Genomic DNA, 17,630 nt, shown 5'->3' on the forward strand with positions numbered 1-17,630 from the left:
GGGGAAAGTGTCCCGCTGCTCTTACGAATGGAGGCCTTCCTGCCGATGAACGAATAGTACTTGAATCCTATTTTGAAGATTGTAAATCAATACCATAGGACAGTAGCCTTTAGTCATGGTATTGTATTGGTGACACCTAGTATTTACCTTGGAAATATTGCACAAGTCTGATTTTGGTGGGGGCGCAATGCGACAATATTTAGGGAAAATCACAAAGCACGACGTGGTAAACACTTTTGGCGTCACCATCCTTCCAGCTGGCATTACGCTTCAGGAAGAGCATTTGATTCTGCTGGAAAAGCACGGTATCGACGACGTATCCGTCTTCCTCGACGTTGTCCTGTCTAATCCTAATCCGAACAGAGTCGAGACGCCTCGCCAAGCAGTCGAGAAACTGACGGAACGCGCCAGAAGCATGTATGCCTCCATTAAAGACACAGGACAAATCCCGTTAAAAGAGCTCGAGGCGGAGATCGTTCCGGCCGTTAAGAACATTGCGAACGATCCGAGCATGTTCAAGCTGTTCGAAGCCGTCAAGGCCCAAGGAGACTATACGTACGAGCACAATATCGGCGTCGGCGTTATCTCCACCATGATCGGCAAATGGATGAATTTCAGCGACGACGACTTGACAGCGCTTACTCTCGCCGCAACGCTGCACGACATCGGCAAAGTGAAAATCCCCGAGGAGATCTTGAACAAGCCGGGCAAGCTGACGCCCGAAGAGTTCGAGCTGGTGAAGAAACATACGATCTACGGTTACGATTTGCTGAAGAAAACCGAAGGCATCAGCTATCGCGCGGCGCTGGTGGCGCTGCAGCATCATGAGCGCGAGGACGGAAGAGGCTACCCGCTCGGACTGACTTCGGACAAGATCGACGTGTTCAGCAAAATCGTCGGGGTGGCTGATATTTTCCATGCGATGTCGTCGGATCGTCCTTACCATAAAGCACTGCCGTTCTACGAAGTCGTCCGCCAGCTGCGCGATGGTTTCTTCGGACAGCTGGATCCGGGAATCGTGCATGTGTTTCTCGAGAACATCACGACGAAACTGATCGGCCAGCAAGTGATGCTGACCGACGAGCGGATCGGCGAAATCGTATTCATTAATCCGCATGACAGCGAAGCGCCGCTCATCAAAGTCGGTGAAGAGTTCGTCGATCTCTCCAGCAATCGGCAAATTCAAATCAAACGAATCATCGGATTCTAGCGGCTGCATGCAGCTGCGCTAACAAGAAGAGCAGGGAAGGCCGACCGGCCATTCTCCCTGCTCTTCTTGTTGTTGTTATTGTTCGCTTACGTCCATTTTGCGGCCCACAGCTTCATCTCGCGTAAAATGTTGTGCAGGTCGACGCCCTTCGGCGTCAGCGAATATTCAACCGTCACGGGGACGGTAGGGAACACATGGCGTTCCAGGACGCCTTGACTCTCCAGATGACGCAAGGTGCTCGTCAAGGCTCTTGGGCTGACAGCAGGAATGAGGCGCTGGAGCTCCCCGAAACGGCGTTTCTCGCAGAACAGCTCGCGCAGCACGAGGAAGGCCCATTTTCCGCCGATGACATCCAGCGTTTTCTCGATATTGCATTCGATAACGGCCGGTACTTTCGGTACGTAATTGCTTATCGTCATGATGTTCAACCTCCCGAAAACATAGTTACTTTAAGTATAGCAGATATAATCTATATAATATAATGAGAATATATTCACTACTTTCAATTTGAATCTATCTCTTCTAGAATAGACACTGGGTTCTGAAACCTGCAGGAGTGGATTCTAATCGAATGTGGAGGGATTGCGGTGCAATATCGGAAACTTGGCGGCAGCGGGATTAAAGTGAGCGAGATCAGTCTGGGCAGCTGGCTGACCTATGGCGGTTACGTAGAGAAGCAGAATGCGGTGCAGGCGATTGAGAAGGCATACGATCTTGGCATCAATTTCTTCGATACGGCGAACGTGTACGAGCGCGGGGCGGCGGAAGTGCTGCTGGGCGAGACGCTGAAGGCTTACAAGCGCGAATCTTATGTGTTGGCGACAAAAGCCTTCTGGCCGATGGGCGAAGGGCCGAACGACCGCGGGCTGTCCCGCAAGCATGTCATCGAGCAGTGCAATGCGAGCTTGAAGCGGCTGGGCGCGGAATACGTGGATATCTTCTACTGTCACCGTTACGATAACGAGACGCCGCTTGCGGAAACGCTGCGCGCGATCGACGATCTGATCCGCTCCGGCAAAGTCCTCTATGCCGGCGTCAGCGAGTGGACCGCATCCCAGATGGCGGATGCATTGGCAACCGCGGACCGTTATTTGCTGGACCGCATCGTCGTCAGCCAGCCGATTTATAATATGTTCGAGCGTTATATCGAGAAGGAAGTTATCCCGTACGGCGAGAAGAACGGCATCGGACAAGTCGTATTCTCCCCGCTGGCGCAGGGCTTGCTGACAGGGAAATATACGACATTGGCGGATATCCCGGCCGACAGCCGCGCGAACAAGCTGGAGTGGATGCGCAAAGGCATTACCGAGGAGAAACTGGCCAAAGTACGCGCCTTGTCAGAGATTGCTTCGGAGCTGGAGATTACGACAGGTCAGCTGGCGATCGCCTGGATTTTGCGCCAAAACAACGTCGCGAGCGCGCTCGTCGGCGCAAGCCGTCCGGAGCAGGTCGTCGAGAACGTGAACGCATCCGGCGTCCGATTGAGCGAGGACGTGCTGGAGCGGGTTGAAGGGATTTTGAAATAAGCGGATGTTCTAGCGAATATCTAGCGAATAGCACAACGGCGTCACGGGATTATCCTCCGTGGCGCCGTTTGTTGTTTAGATGAAAGCTGCGAATGGTCTGCGAAATCGAGCAAAGAAGTGTGTTCCTCTAACGTCATGGCTTACGAATTACTGTGCCAAGGCTTGCTGCTGCACGGCAAGCTTATGTTTCTCCGTCAGGTAAGCATCGACCTGCCGTTGCTTGTCCGCGATCACGCCCGCGATTCCGGCTTGCTTCAACCGGCTCTGCAGCTTAGGCAGCGCCGTGGCGGGGTCCTGCGGGGCTCGATCCATGTTCGCGTTGAAGTTGCTGATCAAGCTGTTCACCGCCTGATTGGACTCGGCGTTTGGCGCAGGATCGTAATACAGTCCGATTACCGGAGACAGGGCCGCTTTATCGAAGATTTTCTTGCCCCGGGCCCAGATGTTCGGATCCGCGGCGTCGGCCTTCGTATGGTAAGTGAGCCCGGGATTGCCGAACATCCAAGGTCCTGATGTCGCGTATCCCTTCCCGATCGGCGTGATCATCCCCGGCGAGCCGGCATCGGCGCGGTAATGCGTACCGGCAATGCCCCAGTCGAGGAGATCGAGCAGTTTCTTGTTGGCGTGAAGCAGGTTTATGACGCGGACGGCGTCCTCCGCATGCTTGGAGAGCGAAGAGACGGACAGCATGCCCGCGGTCAAATTTTCGTTCGTAATGAGCGGCGCCTGCAGCCTGACCTCGAGCCAGGATTGACCGGTCGCGGTCTGCAGCTGCGAGGCCGTGTCGTAGTTGGCCGACGACGTCAAGACGGCGAATGTCTGCACCGAAGCTTGGCTGGAGAAGAGCGTTTGATCTTGGAATGAATTGAAGGCTTGCCTGGACGGAACGATATAGCCTTTGGTCGTCCACCGATAGTATTGAGCAAGCAGGCTGCTCATCGCCGGCGAGGCGAATTCGTTCGCGACCTTCGTGCCGCCGCCGGGCATGAGCGAACCGGGAGAATCCGGGGCAAGCTTCTGATAGGAAGCAAGCCCTTCGAAGTCGGCGATTTTGCCGAAGAGCGGCGTTGCCTTGCTCTCTTTGGCTTTGATTACTTTCAGCATGGGCTCCAGATCGGACAACTTCTTAATGCCCGCAATATCGAAATGGTATTTATCCGCGAGCTGCTTGTTGATCAGCAGCCCTTTCCAGGTGACGTTGTTCATCTGCGTCGGAACCGCGTAGTTGCGGCCGTTGATGGCCGTTCCCTTCAGATAGAGGGGATTCATCGTCTTCATCATGTCCGGCGCATAGCGCGCAAGCAGGGGGGTCAGATCCCGCAACACGTTGATATCGGCAAACTGCTTGAAATTCAGCCAGCCTGCGGTGAAGAACAGATCCATCGGTTCGCCGGCGGCAATCATGACTTTGATTTTGTTGTTGTAATTCGCCCAATCGTACGGACGCAAGTCGAGCGAGACGCCGATCTTCATGTTCAAATAGTGATTAATGGCCTCTTCTACGACAGCTTCGTCCGGACTTTCGGTTCCGGGATAATACATCGTCAAGGTTACGGGAGCTTGGGCTTGCCCGCCGGACGCAGCGTTCACGGCGGCGGGAGCGGAGGAAGCGAGCAGCAGCAGCGCCATGCCGCCTGCGAAGCGGCTTTTGCAGGAACGCAGTTTGATGTTCATGTTTACACTCTCCTAGATTGAAGTCGTGATAGCAGTCTAGTAGAGTATAGCTTCATTCGATAGGCGGATAAAGAAAAATATGGAATTTACGATTTGGCCTGGCCTTTTCCGATAAACGATAGAATCGGACGCAGCGTCTGCGCGGGCACCTGGTCAAGAAGGTCGCCTTCGCGAATGAGCCGTTCCTCGATGTTGAGCAGATTGAAGTCGGCGATGGCCGCGCCGCGCCGAACCTCGTCCCAGTGCAGCGGCGTGGAGACGCTTGCGCCGGCGCGGGCGCGCGGGGAGTAGGGAGCGATGATCGTCTTGCCCTGATAATGCTGCAAATAATCGACGTAAATCAGGTCGCCGCGATGCTTCTTCAGCCGTTCCACCGTAAACAGCTTGGGATGCTTGTCTGCCAAATACGCGCCGACGAATTCGCCGATGCGCCGCAGTTCGTCGAAGGACAAGTCCTTCACGAGAGGGACGATGATCTGGACACCCGTAGCGCCCGACGTCTTAGGAGTGGACGAGATGCCGAGCGACTGCAGCAGATCGCCCGTCAGCAGCGCGGCTTCCATGATGCGCGGCTCTTCCTCCAGCGACGGGTCGAGATCGATCACCCATTCCGTCGGCCGGACAGGGTCGCTGATCCGGTCGAAGGAAGCATGATATTCCAGGCAGGCCAAATTGCCGAGCCATAGCAGCACCGGCAGCGAAGTCAGCTTGACGTAGTCGATGCTCTCGCTCGGAACCGTTTCCACGAAATCCGGCGCGGGCGTCGGGCAGTTCTTCTGATAAAAGGATTTGCCGTTCACGCCGTCGGGATAGCGGATCGTCGTGAGCAGCCGATCCTGGCAATGCTTCAGCAGCCATGGGGAGAGGGCGGCAAGCCGCTGCAGGAAGACGGCTTTCGTAATGCCCATCTCCGGCCAGAGCAGCTTCTCCGGATTGCTGATCGTCAGCTCTTGTCCCTCCACGACGATGGTGCCCTTGACGGCGCGGCTCATGACAGCGGCTCCTTCGGCAGGAACGTCACCAGCTTCGGATGGCGAAGCTGGCCCGCGGAGGTCAGTTCGAGGCCGGTTACCCGGCAGCGGAACGGCAGCGACAGCCACTGGATTTCCTCATGCTTCAAATCCTCCGGCAAAGCGGGGAAGGGACAAGCGACTACAGCCAGATGGGCATATTGCGGGCGGAAGGTGGACGCCAGCACGCTGCGCAGCGCATCGTTCAGTCCGAGCGAGACGCTGCCCAAATACTCGCCCTCCAGCTCCATCACTAGGCTGGCCACGATTCCCTTGCGCCATTTGAGGCCGACGATATCCACATCGAGCACGAGCTCGATCTTCTTCTTCAGCCAATCGCGGTGCTTCTTGCCTTCGCGGTAAGGACTGGACAGCCGCTTGCTGACGACGCCTTCCCAACGGTTCGTCTCTACCCAGGTCCAGAGCGCCTCGCCGTCCCGGAACAAATCCGTGACGAAGACGCGGGGGTCGTCGGTTCCGCACAGGTCCGTCAAGCGCCGGTGCCGCTCTTCATAAGGAAGCTGGCGCAGATCGCCGCTTGCGTCGGCCAGCACGTCGAACAGGACATAGACGAGGCCGCCGAAAGATTTTGGCGTTAATGATAGGGAAGCCGCGGCGCTCGCAGCCTTGCCGGACGCCGGATTCCGGGCACTGGATGGCTTGGCTGCTTCCGATGCGATCGGCGTGAACGCGATGCCGGCTTGCTGGCCGTCTGCCGCAAGAATGCCTTCCGGCCTGCCCGGCGCCTCGCCAGACGACGCGGCCGCAGGCAGCGGCTGCCGGGCAAGGCCCCGCGAGCGCTCGCGCTTCAGCACCTGCTGGAAGTTCGGGCGGATGCCGTCCCACCATACGATTTCCCCGTCAAGCAGACAGGGGCCCCATTCGGCCGCCTTCGCTTCCAGCAGCGCGACGATTTCCGGATACACGGCGTTCTTCAAGTACAGCTTCCGCGAAAACAACTCCGCATGTCCGTGCCCGTCCATTCGGGCAAGAATGCGAATGCCGTCCCATTTCAACTGGTAGCCCCAATCGCTTCCGGCGGGAAGCTCAGCGGAGGACAATGGAGCCATCGGCTCCGCCGGAAGCGGAAGGTCGACTGTCCCGCCCGGCATTCCGATTGCCGGGGACATATCGTCTGGCAACTGCTGCGGCCATAGCTGATCCATCTAGGACACCGTTTCTTCCTTCTTGGATTTGCGGGCGCGCGGTTTCTTCACTTTGGCGACGACATCGCTGCTTCCTGCGGCGCCGTCGGCTGCTTGCTGGCTCGGCGCCGCTGCGGAAGGCAGCGTGCCGGCCGCGCTCGTGTCCAGGCCGCCCGGCGCGTTCGGCGGGAGCTTGACCGCTTCGAGGCTTGCCTGCAAGGCAGCCATCAGATCGAGTACGTTCGTTCTTTGCGCTTCCGGCGCCACGGAAACTTCCTCGCCGGAAATTTTATGCTGGATGAGGTCCATCAGACGCGCGCGATAATCGTCCGTATACTTGGCGGGCTCGAAGGGCGTGGACAGCTGTTCGATCAGCATGCGGGCCATCATGAGCTCCTTCTCGTTCACGTTGACGGCATCGGGAAGGCCGGGTACCTGATTGACCGGACGGATTTCGTCAGGGTAGAAAATCGTCTCCATGGCCAGGCAGTCGTCGATAATGCGAATTGCCGCGAGCGAGCTCTTGGAACGGATCGAGATCTTGGCGATGCCGATTCGGCCGGATTGGCGCATGGCTTCAAGCAGCAGGTTATACGCGTTGCCGCCTGCTTGGTCGGGAGAGAGATAATAGGTTTTCTGGAAATAGATCGGGTCGATCTCTTCGAGCGCCACGAAGTCCAAAATATTAATCGTCTTCGTCGCTTCGCCGGACAGCTGCTCCAGCTCGTCCTTCTCGAACAGGACATAGCGGCCTTTCTCGTACTCATAGCCTTTGACGATATCGTCCCACTCGACTTCGACCTCGCAGGTCGGGCATTTGCGGATATAGGAGACGTTGCCGCCGCAAACGCGGTGAATCAGCTTCATGGAGATGTCCTTATCTTCGGTAGCGGAAAACATTTTGACGGGCACATGCACGAGCCCGAAGCTGATGGCGCCTTTCCAAACGGTATGCATGAAAGATTCCTCCTTTGTTGATGGGTTATCTGACTAGGAAGTGGTGAAATCGGATCCGGAATGCTCTAGGCTCAGTTTTCCCCGGAATGCATGAACTTAAGCCCTTCCGGGCATATTTTCGTTAGCACAACCATCAATCAGCATAAGGAGGCATTAGGATGAGCGAGGCTGGAACTTCTCCGACGGGGAGCAATAACGACAAAAAGCATGAAGGCCGCGATGACTTCTTTATGGACATCGACCGGATGGTGAATGAAGGGTTGGGCGGAGGCCAAGTGACGTTGAACAACGGGCTGATTGACGAATCGACCACGGACACGATGGAGATCGAAGCGAGGGAATAAGATGGACACGAAACGCGCAATGGAAATTTACAGTTCCAAGGATACATTCGCCGTTCAGTTGGGCGACAAGTCGGTATGGATCGAAAATGTGGATGAAACGAACGGCATGGCGACGGTTCAGGTCGGTTCCGACCCGCTTAACACGCAGACCGTTTCCTGCGACCGCCTGACAGAAGAAGGCGAAGAATAGCCGTTATTTACGCTGTCGGGCATGGAAGAGCATCGAAGACCGGTTGAAACCAGGCGCTTTTGCGCCTGGTTTATTCGTCGTGCGGGCGGGCGGCGTTGCGAATTATTGCGAATACAGCGCCTGATTGATTGGCAGCGCCCGCTGCGGGGTAATGCAATCCTAACAGCGGTTTTAGCCGCCAATCGAAAAGGAGCGTGGAACAGATGACCCACCGTGATATCGATGTCGAAGAGCGCCATATCGAGCGCAAGTCGGATTCAAGCCTAGTTGCGTCGACGTTCATCAAGTACGCGGCCTACATTATCATTTTCTTCGGGGCCCTGTATTTCCTGGTCCGCTACGTATTCCCGAAATTTTAAACGATGCGTGGAAAGAGGCGGCGACGCCTCAGCATCCTAAGTCCGGTCCGCTTCGGCGGCCGGGCTTTTTTTGCGTTGTATAGAGGTAAAACAGCCGGAGGGCGAGCATACGATGTCGGCGGAGAAGGCCGGTTAACGGAAGATTGAAGCCGATTGCTTCAGAACGTTCAGCTCTGTTTTTCTGAATGAAGATCGTATTGCGCATTTGCGCGGCTGCGGCGACCTGGTGTCGGTTGATTCTTTTCCGACGTCGTTTCGACAGCTTCCGCTTGGCTAATAGCGACAGTAAATTCCCGTCTCGCGTCCGTCACGCAAGCTTGGCCGAGGTTTTCTCGGGATTGAGGAAACACGGGCGGCCGCGGGCAAGAGATGCACCCGTACACTACATGGTCGAAAACCCGGCAGATTAGAGAAAAGAGATGTACCCAGTACACTACATGCGAGGAAAACGGCGCTTGGATTTTCCCGACACTCATAACCATACAATCCCGACTGATTCACTAGCTTTATTAAGGTGAAACGTTAAATTAAACCTGCGATATTCGAAGAAATATCGATTTAAACCATCTAAATTGCGTGATAACCCGGTATTTGATTTTGAAATCGAGCGAATATACGGTATAATGGATGAAGAAGATGGATTTTTAGCCATCCATTGTGTTAGGGGGAAGAAGATATGGCGAAACAGCATTATAAGATTACAAAGCTTGAATTGCTGCGGCGGATCGTATTTATTACGATTGGTGCGGCGCTAGTATCGGTAGCTCTGGAGATTTTTCTCGTGCCGAACAATATTATTGACGGCGGCATTGTCGGTATCTCGATCATTTTGGCTCATGTCACGAACATTCCTCTCGGTCTCTTTCTATTCTTACTCAACGTTCCATTTCTCATCATAGGCTACAAACAAATTGGCAAGACGTTCGCGTTATCGACGCTCTATGGCGTAACCGTCATGTCGATCGGAACGACGCTGCTTCACCCGGTTAATGCGCTTACGTACAGCCAATTTCTAGCCCCTGTTATCGGTGGGGTTATTCTGGGCATCGGGGTCGGGTTAGTAATCCGCTTCGGCGGGTCGCTGGACGGTACGGAAATTATCGCCATTCTGATTACGAAGAAATCACCGTTCTCCGTTGGCGAGATCGTCATGTTCTTCAATCTGTTCATTCTCGGCAGCGCGGGCTTCGTCTTCTCTTGGGACAGCGCGATGTATTCATTAATTGCCTACTACATTGCGTTCAAAATGATCGACATCACGCTGGAAGGCTTCGACCAGTCGAAATCGGTATGGATCATCAGCGACGAGGCCAAGGAAATCGGCGACGCCATCATGAGCCGCCTGGGCCGCGGCGTCACGTATCTGCAGGGCGAAGGCGCCTTCTCCGGCGGCGTGAAGCGGGTCATCTTCTGCGTCATTACGCGTCTGGAAGAAGCGAAGATGAAGTCGATCGTGCAGGAACTCGATCCGACCGCCTTTCTGGCCGTCGGCAATATTCACGACGTGAAGGGCGGCCGCTTCAAGAAGCGGGACATTCACTAGCCGGTTTTGCGGAAGCACGGCAGCGTTACTAGGAGTAAATACGAGCAAGGCCGCGCGGAAGAAGCGCGGCCTTGCTTGCTTTTGTTGCGGCTCCGCGGGCAGACCGATATAATAAGGTCAATTAGACGGTTGGCGATCGGTGCCATTGGAGGGTGTTAGTCTGGACGAATTTGCGCGTATCCGCCACTGGACGGAGCGCAGGCAAAGCAAGGCGCTGCTGGCGTCGCAGGGCGTCGTGCTCGGCATCGGCGACGACGCCGCGGTCGTCGGGACGCCGCCGGGGGAATCCGGCGCGCTCGAATGGCTGCTGGCGGTCGACACGATGGTGGAGACCGTCCATTTCAACGATGCGACGATGGCGGAAGCAGACGTCGGCTGGAAGGCATTGGCCGCGAACGTCAGCGACATCGCGGCGATGGGCGGCACGCCCCGGCACGCGCTGGTGTCCGTCAGCGTGCCGAAGACGTGGGAGCCGGAGCGCGTGCGCCGGCTCTATGACGGGCTTTACGCCTGCGCCGAGCATTACGGCGTGGCGGTCGTTGGCGGCGACACGACTTCGTCGCCGCTGCATTTGGTCGTCGCCGTGACGGTTACGGGCACCGTCGCGGCCGGGAGGGCGGTCAGCCGGGCAGGGGCTCGGCCCGGCGACGCCGTGTTCGTGACCGGCGCTGCGGGGATGTCCGCGGCCGGTCTGCATTTTTTGCTCGCCGCGGCAGCGGCGGGCGAGGCTGCGCCGGCGGTTGCCGCGCAGCCGGGGGGCGGCGCTGCCTCCGGCTCGCCGCTAGTCGCGGCCGCCGCGGCGGCAAGCGCGCCCCGGCCGCAGCCCGTGCCGCCGGCTGCGGCCGAGGCGGCCGGCACGGCGGCGCTGGTGCAGGCGCACCGCCGGCCGGCGCCGTCCGTGCGCGCGGCGGCGCTGCTAGCCGCGCGCGGCACGGTCACGTCGCTGAATGACGTCAGCGACGGCCTGGCCAGCGAAGCCTGGGAAATCGCCGAGGCTTCGGGCGTCAAGCTCGCGCTCCGCGAGTCCAGGCTGCCGAAGAGCGGCAGCTTGACCGCTTACGCGAATCGCTGCGGCGTGGATCCGCTGGAATGGATCCTCTACGGCGGCGAAGACTACGTGCTGCTCGGCACCATCGCAGCCGGCGACGCGGACGCGGCGAAGGCCGAACTGGAAGCGGCCGGCCTGCCGATGTACCTCATCGGCGTGGCGGAGGCAGGCCCCGCCGCGGTGGCGCTTGTCCGCGATTACAACGAACGCGGACAAGCAAAGCAGGAGCCGCTCGCGAAGCGCGGCTATAATCATTTTGGCGGGTAGGGGCGGTTTGGGAATGAGCGAAACGATTGAAATCGTATGGGACGTGGAAGAAGAATTCGGCACGGTTCTACTCGCGGAAACGCTGGCCGGCTGGGCCGGTCCCGGCACGGTGTTGGCGCTTGACGGCGATCTCGGCGCGGGCAAAACGCGATTCTCGCAAGCGTTCGCGAAGGGAATCGGCGTGCCTGGCATCGTGAACAGCCCGACGTTTACGATTATTAAAGAATATAAGGGCGCGCAGCTGCCGCTCTATCATATGGATGTCTACCGGCTCTCGGAGCCGGAGGCGGACGAGCTGGGCCTCGACGATTATTTCTTCGGCGACGGCGTTACGATCGTAGAATGGGCCAGCCTGATCGAACCGCTGCTGCCGCCGGACCGGCTCCAGATGTATATGGCGCATTTGGGCGGCGAAGCGCGCCGGATTACGATTACCGGCATCGGTTCGCCCTATGCGGCGTGGTGCAGGCAATTACAGGGAATGGGAGCTAGGTAGCACATGAGTGAACATATAACGCAGGGCGGCGGAGATCGGCTGCTCGTGCTGGCAGTGGATACGTCGACGGCTGCGCTGGCGGCTGCGCTTGTGCGCGGCCATGAGGTGCTGCGCGAGGTGCAGTCGCTCGCGGAGCGCAATCATTCCGTCCATACGGTATCGACCGTTCAGGCGATGCTGGCGGAATGCGGCATAAAGCCGGACGAGCTGGACGGGATCGCGATCGGGCGCGGCCCCGGCTCTTATACGGGCATGCGCATCGCGGTGTCGCTTGGCAAAACGCTGGCTTGGGTATGGAACAAGCCGCTCGTCGGCGTCTCCAGCCTGGAAGCGCTGGGGTACGGCGCATGGCAGAACGCGAATTCCGCCGGAAGTCCAGCGGATGGCGCGAACGTTGCGGATGTCTTTGATGCTGCGGATGCCTTTGACGTCGCGGATGTTTTTGAGATCGATGATGCCAGCGATACCGCACAGGGAGCAAGCTCCGCGCGGCATCTTCCGGACGGCTATCCGGCCGTTCCGGAAGCCGGACAAGGACCTGTCTGGCTCGTTCCTATCATGGACGCCAGAAGAGGCCAAGTGTACACCGCTTCCTTCGCAGCGCGTACCGAAGCTAGCGCCGAAGCTGGCGCGCTGGGGGACGGGACATGGAAGCGGCTGTCCAAGGACGGCATTCGCCTCATGCGCGAATGGGTGGACGAGCTCGCTGCTGCCATCGAAGCGGCAGGCGAATGTCTGCGGCCATCGGCCGTGTGGATCGCAGGCGAGCTTGAGCTGCACGAGTCGGAGGCCGATCGGCTGCAGGCGCTTTGCCCTGGCATACAGGTGCGCAAGCTGCCGATTTGGCTGGAAGGGCGGGCCGTGGCCGCGCTCGGCGCAGCGAGGCTGGCCGCCGGGGAAAGCGACGACGTGCATGCATTCGCCCCGAATTACACGCAGCTGACGGAAGCGGAAGTCAAGCTGCAGGAACGAACGGCGGCGGCCAAGCAAGCCGCGGCGGAAGGAGCTGTCCAAGGTGACGCCAATTGACAGGAAACGTCTTCTATTTCGCTCCATGACGCTGGACGACGTCCCGACGATCGTCGCCATCGAGCAGGAGAGCTTCGCGACGCCTTGGACAGAGGAAGCGTTCGTGAACGAGCTGACGAACAATCATTTTGCCCGCTATATGGTGATGGACTACGAGAATGAAGTGATCGGTTACGCCGGCATGTGGACGATCATGGATGAAGCGCATGTGACGAACGTGGCCGTGCGCGAAGGCTATCGCGGGCAAGGGCTTGGCGAACGGCTCATGACGGAGCTGCAGCGGACGGCCCTGCTGTTCGGCGCGCGCCGCATGACGCTCGAGGTTCGCGTGAGCAACGAGGTCGCGAAGCGGCTGTACGCGAAGCTGGGCTTCAAGCCGTCGGGCATCCGCCCCGGCTATTATTCGGACAATAAGGAAGATGCCCTCATCATGTGGGCGGAGCTGCCGGAGTCCTCTGAAGTGGAGCAATGGTATGACGAAGAACGCATCTAACCCATCTAACGAAACGAACGAACTCATCCTCGCCGTCGAAACGAGCTGCGACGAAACATCGGTCGCGGTCGTCCGCGGCGGCAAAGAGATCTTATCCAATATCATATCGAGCCAAATCGAGACCCATCGGAGATTCGGCGGCGTCGTGCCGGAAATCGCGTCGCGCAAGCACGTGGAATCCATCTCGCTCATTATGGAGCAGGCGCTGACGGAGGCCGGCGTCACCTTCCGCGACCTGTCCGCGATCGCGGTCACGCAAGGACCGGGACTCGTCGGCGCGCTGCTGGTCGGCATCGTCGCCGCGAAAAGCCTCGCGATGGCCTTGAACCTGCCGCTCATCGGCACGCATCATATTGCCGGCCATATCTATGCCAACGAGCTTGTGCACGAGATGGCCTATCCGTGTCTCGCGCTCGTTGCATCCGGCGGACATACGGAGCTGGTGCTGCTGGAGAGCGAAGGGAAGTTCCGCATTATCGGGCGCACCCGTGACGACGCGGTCGGCGAGGCATACGACAAAGTGGCGCGGACGCTGCATTTTCCGTATCCCGGCGGCCCGCATATCGACCGGCTCGCGCAGGAAGCGGAAGACGAAATCCAGCTGCCGCGCGCTTGGCTGGAGCCGGATTCCTATGATTTCAGCTTCAGCGGCTTGAAGTCAGCGGTGCTGGCGAGCATCAATACGGCGGCGATGAAAGGCGAAACGATCCGCCAAGCCGCGCTGGCCCGCGGATTCCAAGCTTCCGTCATCGACGTGCTCGTGACCAAAGCGCTGCGCGCTGCCCGCGAATTCGGCGCCAAACAGCTGCTGCTCTGCGGCGGCGTGGCCGCAAACGGCGGATTGCGCGCCGAGCTGACGGCGCGCTGCGCTGCGGAAGGCATTCCGCTGCTCATCCCGCCGCTCAAGCTCTGTACGGACAATGCCGCGATGATCGGCGCGGCGGCGCATTTGAAATGGATCCGCGGCGAGTATACGCCGCTGGACATGAAGGCGGAGCCGGGGCTGTCGCTGGAGGAGTGGTCCGTTTAACGGACGTTTCTGTTTACGGCTTCTAACGAAATGAAGCAGGATAACGCGAATCGCGTTGTCCTTCTTTTTTATTACATTCGACATCGTTTTTATTATGCAGGATATCGAAACCTGCTGTCGAAAACCTAGGCAATGCGACGTTCGTGATTCCGCCTAACCCGCATCGCAACAGCTGCGCAACCTCTTGTTATCGCTTTCATTGTATCGCGGAATGACTAGAAACAGGCGACTCATTCACGGGCGCCATAGGTTTAAAGGAGGCTAATTGTCCATGCGTATCAGCAAAATCGAAGTGTTTCATTTACGGCCCCGGTTTTCGTTTCTGAAAATGTCGACCGACGAAGGAATCGTCGGATGGGGAGAGGCGATCGTCGAAGGACGGTCGCGTACGGTCGAGATGGCGATCAAGGAGCTTGAGCCGCATCTGATCGGCCAGGATCCGCGCCGCATCGAGCATTTGTGGCAAGCCATGTACCGGGGAACGTTCTATCGCGGCGGCCCGATTCTGACGAGCGCGATCAGCGGCCTGGAGCAGGCGATGTGGGATATTCTCGGCAAATCGCTCGGCGTGCCGGTGTATACGCTGCTTGGCGGCCCGGTTCGCGACCGGATCAAGATGTATCGCGGTATCGGCGGAAGCACGGTGGAAGAAACAGTCAGCAATGCGAAACGGTTGAAAGAGCAAGGCTTCAAAATGATGAAAACCGGCATCGAGGCGATGGCGCATGTCATCGAAACGCCTGCGTGGGTGGACAAGCAAGTGGCGCGCGTCTCGGCGATTCGCGAAGCGATCGGCACGGATTGCGACTTCGGCATCGATTTCCATGGCCGCATCAGCCCGGCGCTGGCGGTTCGCCTTGTCAAGGAGCTGGAACACTGCAAGCTGGCCTTCATCGAGGAGCCGTGCCTGCCGGAGAACGTGGATACGATGGTCACCATCGCCCGTTCGACGTCGACGCCGATCGCTACGGGCGAGCGTCTGTTCACGAAATGGGCGTTCCGCGAAGTGCTGGAGAAGCAAGCCGCGGCAATCGTCCAGCCGGATCTTGCGCATTGCGGCGGTATCCTGGAAGGCAAGAAGATTGCCGCGATGGCCGAGGTTTACTATGCCGGCTTCGCGCCGCATAACCCGCTGGGCCCGATTAATCTGGCCGCAAGCATTCAGTTGTCGGCGACTGTGCCGAACTTCGTCTCGCAGGAGCATGCCGAGACCGGCCACGGTTATTTGAAGAACCCATTCGTCATCCAGAATGGCTATATCGAACTGCCGACGGCTCCTGGACTTGGCATCGAGGTAGACGAAGACGCAATCAAGGACAAGCTGTACGACGGCGATTGGGATACGCCGCGCTGGTTCCATGAAGACGACGGCTCGGTGGCTGACTGGTAAGAATTCGGCTCGAAGGAGAATGCACACATGCAGGGTAGAGTGGCGATAGTGACCGGAGCGGCAAGCGGAATCGGCAGAGGCATCGCGGAAGTGCTGCTGAGAGAAGGCTGCAGCGTCTCGGTTCTGGACTGGAACGAAGAGGAAGGGAAACGGGCCGTTCTGGAAATGACGGACGATCGCGACCGTATTCAATTTATCCAGACGGACGTTTCCAAGGAGTCGGATATTATCCGCGCGGTCGAGCAAACGGCGGCGAAGTGGGGTACCGTCGATATATTAGTCAACAATGTAGGGACGCATTTCTATCGGGCGGTCGAGCAAATCACCGCGGACGACTGGGACCGGGTCATGACGACCGATCTTCGCGGCCATTTCCTGACGATGCAGAAAGTCCTTCCGATCATGAAGAAGCAGGGAAAGGGAGCGATCGTCAACATCGCTTCCGTCCATGCGCTGCAGACGGTGCCGCATTTCGCCGCATACGCGGCGGTCAAGGGAGGCGTCGTCTCCATGTCGCGAAGCATCGCGCTCGAGTACGCTTCCAATGGGATCCGGGTGAACACGGTGCTGCCGGGGATGACGCGCAACAGCAATATAGACAAGTACTTGACCTCCCTCGACGAGAAGGGACGGGAGAAGGCGTACCGCGGCATGATCCGGAATATTCCGGTCGGGCGCATCGCGGAGCCCGTGGAAATCGGGGAAGCCGTCGCATTCCTGGCCAGCGACAAGGCAGCGTTCATTACCGGCACCACGCTGGCGGTGGACGGCGGCGAGACGAGCCACTTGGCTTGGGGACAGAGGGAGTAACGATCGTTCAATCGTTCGATTGCCGAGGAGGACGCACAGGATGGACAACTGTTTGAAGCAATTGGAAACGGTTACGCAGGCGGAGCAGGGAGCGGCGTGGACTTGGCTCGGCCAAGGCGGCTTCGCCTGGCGCTTCGGCGGCGGGCCCGCGATCGTCATCGATCCGTATTTGTCCGACACGGTCGAGAAGCAGGACGGACTGACCCGGCTGAGCCCGGCGCCGCTTCTGCCTGAAGAACTGACGGGCGGCTTGCTGCTTCTCACGCATGACCATCTGGATCATTTCGACGAACCGTCGGTTATCCAGGCCGTGACGTCAGCCGGCATGAAAGTGGCGGGTCCGGGTTCGGTGGAGAAGCATTACCGCAAGCTGGGCTTGCCGGAAAACGCTTTTACGCGCCTCGACCGCGGCGGGAAATACTCGTTTAACGGCGTGCGCATCCGCGCGGTATACGCGGAGCACAGCTCCGGCGACGGGGAATTCGACGCGGTCGGTTTCGTGCTCGACTACGAAGGCTGCCGGATTTATCATGTCGGGGATTCGGAGCTGACGGAAGAGCTGCTGCATGCCGCCGGCGATATGGAGGCGGACTGCATCGCGGTTCCGATCAACGGTCGCTGGGGCAACATGAATGCGGACGAAGCCGCGTCGCTAACGATTCGTTCCGGCGCACGGCTGGCGATTCCGATGCATTTCGGCATGTTCGCCGAGAACACGGCCGATCCGGCTTCGTTCGTTGCGGCGATGCAGGAAGCGGGAGCGGCTTCGGTTGAGATTGCGATTCCGGAGCAGGGACGCGTGCAGGGGATCGTTCGCGGCTAATGCGGTCTGCCACAAAATAATCGTAGTCCATTTCGCATTCAAAACGGGACGAAGCAGAACGCTGCTTCGTCCCGTTTTCTTGCGCTAGGCGGCGCGGCGTTGAGCGAGTTTGCGCTGTGTGAGTTTCGAGGCGGATCATGCAGAAACGCGCGATGTGATAACGGAAATTGAACGCGAGTTGAGCAAGCAAAGACAAGTGTTTGCGCGCGGCGGAGGCCATAAGAAAGGGAAGGCAGCACAAAGAAACCCGACGATAACGATCGTCGGGTTTCTGGCTATTCCAAGG

The 17,630-nt window shown here is 58.4% G+C and carries 19 protein-coding genes and 1 pseudogene; 14 read left to right on the forward strand and 6 right to left on the reverse strand.

Annotated elements, in window-relative coordinates:
• Window positions 1-187 precede the first annotated feature (187 nt).
• Window positions 188-1,210 carry an HD-GYP domain-containing protein gene (locus GZH47_RS20835; protein ID WP_162642860.1) on the forward strand — a complete coding sequence of 341 codons (1,023 nt, stop codon included), beginning with the start codon at window positions 188-190 and terminating at the stop codon, window positions 1,208-1,210.
• A gap of 86 nt (window positions 1,211-1,296) precedes the next feature.
• On the opposite strand, the gene GZH47_RS20840 is transcribed toward GZH47_RS20835, so the two are convergent.
• Complete coding sequence (locus GZH47_RS20840; RefSeq protein ID WP_162642862.1) at window positions 1,297-1,629, reverse strand: winged helix-turn-helix transcriptional regulator; 333 nt, start codon at window positions 1,627-1,629, stop codon at window positions 1,297-1,299.
• A 168-nt stretch (window positions 1,630-1,797) separates the two neighbouring features.
• On the opposite strand from GZH47_RS20840, the gene GZH47_RS20845 reads away from it, so the two are divergent.
• On the forward strand, window positions 1,798-2,736 hold the full coding sequence (locus GZH47_RS20845; protein WP_162642864.1) for an aldo/keto reductase family protein: 939 nt from the start codon (window positions 1,798-1,800) through the stop codon (window positions 2,734-2,736).
• Window positions 2,737-2,883: 147 nt separating this feature from the next.
• Here GZH47_RS20845 and GZH47_RS34665 read toward each other — a convergent pair whose 3' ends face one another.
• The 5 genes and pseudogenes from GZH47_RS34665 to ku all read right to left on the reverse strand — a co-directional run bounded on the left by GZH47_RS34665 (window position 2,884) and on the right by ku (window position 7,522).
• Entirely contained in the window at window positions 2,884-3,282 is a 399-nt protein-coding gene (locus tag GZH47_RS34665) for a DUF3502 domain-containing protein (RefSeq protein ID WP_404823816.1), read from the reverse strand.
• A 297-nt stretch (window positions 3,283-3,579) separates the two neighbouring features.
• Window positions 3,580-4,410: pseudogene (locus GZH47_RS34670) on the reverse strand (ABC transporter substrate-binding protein); the annotation flags it as partial.
• Between the two features lie 86 nt (window positions 4,411-4,496).
• Window positions 4,497-5,402 carry a non-homologous end-joining DNA ligase gene (gene ligD, locus GZH47_RS20855; RefSeq protein ID WP_162642868.1) on the reverse strand — a complete coding sequence of 302 codons (906 nt, stop codon included), beginning with the start codon at window positions 5,400-5,402 and terminating at the stop codon, window positions 4,497-4,499.
• On the reverse strand, window positions 5,399-6,586 hold the full coding sequence (locus GZH47_RS20860; RefSeq protein ID WP_162642871.1) for an ATP-dependent DNA ligase: 1,188 nt from the start codon (window positions 6,584-6,586) through the stop codon (window positions 5,399-5,401). The genes ligD and GZH47_RS20860 overlap by 4 nt, the downstream gene beginning before the upstream one ends.
• Window positions 6,587-7,522: a non-homologous end joining protein Ku gene (gene ku / locus GZH47_RS20865; RefSeq protein WP_162642872.1), complete on the reverse strand. Its 936-nt coding sequence runs from the start codon at window positions 7,520-7,522 to the stop codon at window positions 6,587-6,589.
• Window positions 7,523-7,680: 158 nt separating this feature from the next.
• Between ku and GZH47_RS20870 the strand changes: the two genes are divergently transcribed.
• The 12 genes from GZH47_RS20870 (at window position 7,681) to GZH47_RS20920 (ending at window position 17,344) form a co-directional block, all read left to right on the forward strand.
• The gene (locus GZH47_RS20870; RefSeq protein WP_162642874.1) at window positions 7,681-7,866 is read left to right on the forward strand and encodes a hypothetical protein; all 186 of its coding nucleotides are present in this window, start codon (window positions 7,681-7,683) and stop codon (window positions 7,864-7,866) included.
• A 1-nt stretch (window position 7,867) separates the two neighbouring features.
• Entirely contained in the window at window positions 7,868-8,056 is a 189-nt protein-coding gene (locus tag GZH47_RS20875; protein ID WP_162642876.1) for an H-type small acid-soluble spore protein, read from the forward strand.
• Window positions 8,057-8,259: 203 nt separating this feature from the next.
• The gene (locus GZH47_RS33870) at window positions 8,260-8,415 is read left to right on the forward strand and encodes a hypothetical protein (protein WP_192043530.1); all 156 of its coding nucleotides are present in this window, start codon (window positions 8,260-8,262) and stop codon (window positions 8,413-8,415) included.
• Window positions 8,416-9,091: 676 nt separating this feature from the next.
• A complete protein-coding gene (locus tag GZH47_RS20880; protein WP_162642891.1) occupies window positions 9,092-9,958 on the forward strand; it encodes a YitT family protein in 867 nt (288 codons plus the stop codon).
• A 145-nt stretch (window positions 9,959-10,103) separates the two neighbouring features.
• On the forward strand, window positions 10,104-11,273 hold the full coding sequence (locus GZH47_RS20885) for a thiamine-phosphate kinase (protein WP_162642892.1): 1,170 nt from the start codon (window positions 10,104-10,106) through the stop codon (window positions 11,271-11,273).
• Window positions 11,274-11,286: 13 nt separating this feature from the next.
• Window positions 11,287-11,769, forward strand: coding sequence for a tRNA (adenosine(37)-N6)-threonylcarbamoyltransferase complex ATPase subunit type 1 TsaE (gene tsaE / locus GZH47_RS20890; protein WP_162642897.1), 483 nt, complete (start codon window positions 11,287-11,289; stop codon window positions 11,767-11,769).
• A gap of 3 nt (window positions 11,770-11,772) precedes the next feature.
• Window positions 11,773-12,798, forward strand: a complete 1,026-nt coding sequence (tsaB, locus tag GZH47_RS20895) for a tRNA (adenosine(37)-N6)-threonylcarbamoyltransferase complex dimerization subunit type 1 TsaB (protein WP_162642905.1) — start codon at window positions 11,773-11,775, stop codon at window positions 12,796-12,798.
• Window positions 12,785-13,291 (forward strand): ribosomal protein S18-alanine N-acetyltransferase, encoded by a 507-nt coding sequence (gene rimI, locus GZH47_RS20900; RefSeq protein WP_225446150.1) that lies wholly within the window; start codon window positions 12,785-12,787, stop codon window positions 13,289-13,291. Before tsaB ends, rimI begins: the two co-directional genes overlap by 14 nt.
• Window positions 13,272-14,321, forward strand: coding sequence for a tRNA (adenosine(37)-N6)-threonylcarbamoyltransferase complex transferase subunit TsaD (gene tsaD / locus GZH47_RS20905; RefSeq protein WP_162642907.1), 1,050 nt, complete (start codon window positions 13,272-13,274; stop codon window positions 14,319-14,321). Before rimI ends, tsaD begins: the two co-directional genes overlap by 20 nt.
• Window positions 14,322-14,592: 271 nt before the next feature.
• Window positions 14,593-15,711, forward strand: coding sequence for a galactonate dehydratase (gene dgoD, locus GZH47_RS20910; RefSeq protein WP_162642909.1), 1,119 nt, complete (start codon window positions 14,593-14,595; stop codon window positions 15,709-15,711).
• A 27-nt stretch (window positions 15,712-15,738) separates the two neighbouring features.
• Window positions 15,739-16,521, forward strand: coding sequence for an SDR family NAD(P)-dependent oxidoreductase (locus GZH47_RS20915; protein ID WP_162642911.1), 783 nt, complete (start codon window positions 15,739-15,741; stop codon window positions 16,519-16,521).
• A 40-nt stretch (window positions 16,522-16,561) separates the two neighbouring features.
• Window positions 16,562-17,344 (forward strand): MBL fold metallo-hydrolase, encoded by a 783-nt coding sequence (locus GZH47_RS20920; protein WP_162642913.1) that lies wholly within the window; start codon window positions 16,562-16,564, stop codon window positions 17,342-17,344.
• Window positions 17,345-17,630 lie beyond the last annotated feature (286 nt).

This window comes from Paenibacillus rhizovicinus (assembly GCF_010365285.1).
Lineage (GTDB): Bacteria > Bacillota > Bacilli > Paenibacillales > Paenibacillaceae > Paenibacillus_Z > Paenibacillus_Z rhizovicinus.